The sequence below is a fragment of the Kitasatospora sp. NPDC057542 genome (assembly GCF_042801945.1).
Taxonomy (GTDB): Bacteria; Actinomycetota; Actinomycetes; order Streptomycetales; family Streptomycetaceae; genus Kitasatospora.
Genome location: NZ_JBHVFE010000676.1, coordinates 1 through 3447, shown reverse-complemented (window position 1 = coordinate 3447; position 3447 = coordinate 1). Strand labels below are relative to the sequence as shown.

Genomic DNA, 3447 nt, shown 5'->3' with positions numbered 1-3447 from the left:
GGCCCGGTGCGGCGGGGCGCCGTGCCCGGGGCGGTCGTCGCCCTCGGCACCGTCAGCCTGGTCACCGACATCTCCTCCGAGATGGTCGCCGCCGTCCTCCCCCTCTACCTGCTCACCGGCCTCGGCCTCTCCCCGCTCGGCTTCGGCCTGCTCGACGGCATCCAGAACGGCTTCAGCGCGCTGGTCCGGCTGGTCGGCGGCCACCTCTCCGACCGCCGCGGCCGCGACGGAGCCGCCCGCCACAAGGCCGTCGCGGCCGTCGGGTACGGGCTGTCCGCGCTGTGCCGCCCGCTGCTGCTGTTCGTCCACACCGTGCCGCTGATCGGCGCCGTGATCGCCGTCGACCGCACCGGCAAGGGCCTGCGCACCGCGCCCCGGGACGCGATGATCTCGCTCGCCACCGAACCCGCCCACCGTGGCCGGGCGTTCGGCGTGCACCGGGCGATGGACACGGCCGGCGCCCTGCTCGGCCCGCTCACCGCCTTCCTGGTGCTGCGGCTGGCCGGCGGCCCGCTGCTCGCCGACGGCGGCGAACGGCACGGCTACGACGCGGTGTTCACGGTCAGCTCGTGCGTCGCGACGCTCGGCGTGCTGATCCTGCTGCTGTTCGTGCCGAACCGGCAGCAGCGTGACGACTTGTCGACTTCCGCGCCCTCGCTGCGCGACAGCCTCACCCTGCTGCGGCTGCCGGGGCTGCGCCGGTTGACGTTCTGCTCCGTCCTGCTCGGCCTCACCACCGTCAGCGACTCCTTCCTCTACCTGCTCGTCCAGCGCCGGCTGGACCTGCCCGTCGGCCTGTTCCCACTGCTGCCGCTGGGCACCGCCGCCGCCTTCCTGCTGCTCGCCGTCCCGCTCGGCGCGCTCGCCGACCGGATCGGCCGCCACCGGCTCTTCCTCGCCGGGCACGGGGTGCTGCTGCTCGGGTACGGGCTGCTGCTCTCGCCGCTGCGCGGGCTGCCGGCGGTGCTCTGCGTGCTGGTGCTGCACGGCACCTTCTACGCGGCCACCGACGGCGTGCTCGCCGCCGCGGCCGCCGACGCCGTACCGGCCGAGCAGCGCGGCGCCGGGCTCGCCCTGGTCGGCACCGGGCAGGCGCTGGCCCGGTTCGCCTGCTCGCTGCTGTTCGGCGCGCTGTGGGGCGCGGTCGGCGGCCCGGCGGCGCTGGGCTGGTCGGCGGGGGCGCTGGCGCTGTGCGTGCTCGGCGCGGCGGTGGTGCTGCGCCCGTCCGAACCGGCTGCCGCCGCTGCTGCCGGGAAGCCCGAACCCGTCCCCGCCGCCGAGGAGAACCCGTGAACCCGCAGAACCGGACCAGGGTGATCGTGCTGCTGGTCGCCGTCGTGCTGCTCGGCGCCGTCGGCACCGGAGCCGTGCTCTACGCCGCCGACCGCACCGCCCGTCGGGACGAGGTCCAGCCCGGCGGGCCGGAGGTCGCCTCCGGCACCGTCTCGCTCCAGGCGTCCGGCCACGGCCGGCAGTTGCTGTTCCGCAACATGGCCTGGGGCCCGCACCGGGACGAGATCACCACCGTCGCCGCCGACCGCCCCGACGGCCCGCGCACCGCCTCCGGCGTCCGGTGTCTGCGCTTCCACGCCGCCGCGGGCACCGGCATCTGCCTCCAGGCCCAGCACGGCGCGCTGGAGGACACCTACCGCGCCGTCGTCCTGGACGACCACCTGCGCGAACTCCGCTCGTTCCCGGCGGCCGGCATCCCCACCCGCTCCCGGGTCTCGCCGTCCGGGCACCTCGCCGCCTGGACGGTCTTCGTCAGCGGCGACTCGTACGCGGGCAGCGACTTCTCCACCCGCACCTCGATCGTGGACGTCCGGGACTGGAACCTGCGGGAGAACCTGGAGGACTTCGCGGTCGTCCTGGACGGCCACCCGTACCAGGCGCACGACATCAACGTCTGGGGCGTCACCTTCGCCGACGACAACACCTTCTACGCCACCCTCGCCAGCGCCGGGCAGACCCACCTCGTCCGCGGCGACCTCGCCGCCCGCACCCTCACCACCCTGCACGACAACGTCGAGTGCCCCTCGCTCTCGCCGGACGGCACCCGCGTCGCGTACAAGAAGCGCGTCCCCGGCCTGCCCGCCGACGCCCCGTGGCGGCTGTACGTGCTCGACCTCGCCACCATGACGGAGACCGCCACCGCCGAGCAGCGCAACATCGACGACCAGGCGCTCTGGTCCGGCGACGGCACCCTGCTCTACGCCCTGCCCGGCGACTACGGCGCCGACCTGTGGACCGTCCCGGCGGACGGTTCGGGCAGTGCGCAGCCGGTCACCAGGGCCGCGGTCGCCCCCGCCTACCTGGGCTGAGGAACTCTCGGCTACGGTCCCACGTCGAGCAGAGTGTGACGTCCTGATCAGGCGTTCCGAACGAATGTCCTGATCAGACGTCCTGATCGAGCGTTCTGACCGAACGGGGGAGCAAGACAACCGTGGACGGCATCCCACCCGAGCGCATGGTGGCCGACTCCTGGCCCGCCCTGCACGGCCGCCCGGTCCTGCGACGCACCGTCGCCGTCGGGCTGGTGCTCTGCGTGTCCGTCGCCGCAGCCCTGGTGGTGCGCGGTGTCAACGCGCTCACCGCCGGCCGCACCGGCCGCGAGACCGACCGTGACCGCGCCGAACGACTGGCCGGCTTGCACCCCTCCCAGCACCCCGGGGTCGGCCGCTTCTACGTCCCGGTCGGCGCCGTCTACACCCACACCTCCGACGGTGCCCCGGTCGCCTACCTGCACTACCGCCTCGGCGGCGGCAGGGCCCCCGGCCTCGGCGACTTCCTCAGCGCCTACGACCTCCCCTCGCCCGGCCCGGCCGCCCCCCTCCCGGCCGACCTGCTCGCCGCCCTCGGCGGTGACGAGCCGGCCGAGGCCCCGGAACTCCCCGAGTCCCCGCTGCCGCCGGGCGCCACCCCCACCGTCGCCGCCACCCCCACCGAGAGCCCGTCCGCGGAGTCCGACCCCACCCTCCCCTCCACCCCCACCCCGGAACCCAGCTGCCCCGCCGCCGACCCCGCGGACCCCGCCGAGGACCCCGCCGCGGAGCCCGCCGCCGACCCGGCCCCGGCCGGCCCGGCCCCCGCCGTCGCCGCCGCGCCGGACGAGCCCGTCCCCGACGAGCCCACCCCGACCCGGAGCCCCACGCCGACCTGGATCCCCAGCGCGAGCCCCACCGACCTCCCCACCCATGCCCCCACCGCCCGCCGCATCTACGTCGCCACCATCCCCGGCGGCCTCCCCGGCGCCGCCGACATCTACATCCGCGCCACCGGCTGACCCGCCGGCCGGTGGCCGGCTGCGGTCGGTGCCGGCGTGGCCGTGAACCCCGGCGGTGTGCGGAGGGGCTGCGCCCCGCCCGGTTCCGCCGTCACCGTGGCCCGTCCGGTCTCCCGCGGTCGACCGCCGTGCACGCCTGCGCCCCGCCGAGACGGACTCGGCTG

General features: G+C 76.1%; 3 protein-coding genes. All 3 read left to right on the top strand.

The features are described 5' to 3' along the window. The coding region (locus ACFU7Y_RS41930; RefSeq protein ID WP_380771679.1) for an MFS transporter at positions 1-1293 on the top strand (1293 nt) is incomplete at its 5' end. Then, positions 1290-2321 (top strand): TolB-like translocation protein, encoded by a 1032-nt coding sequence (locus ACFU7Y_RS41925; RefSeq protein ID WP_224285402.1) that lies wholly within the window; start codon positions 1290-1292, stop codon positions 2319-2321. The genes ACFU7Y_RS41930 and ACFU7Y_RS41925, both read left to right, overlap by 4 nt. Positions 2322-2443: 122 nt before the next feature. Then, positions 2444-3283 (top strand): hypothetical protein, encoded by an 840-nt coding sequence (locus tag ACFU7Y_RS41920; protein WP_380771677.1) that lies wholly within the window; start codon positions 2444-2446, stop codon positions 3281-3283. Positions 3284-3447 lie beyond the last annotated feature (164 nt).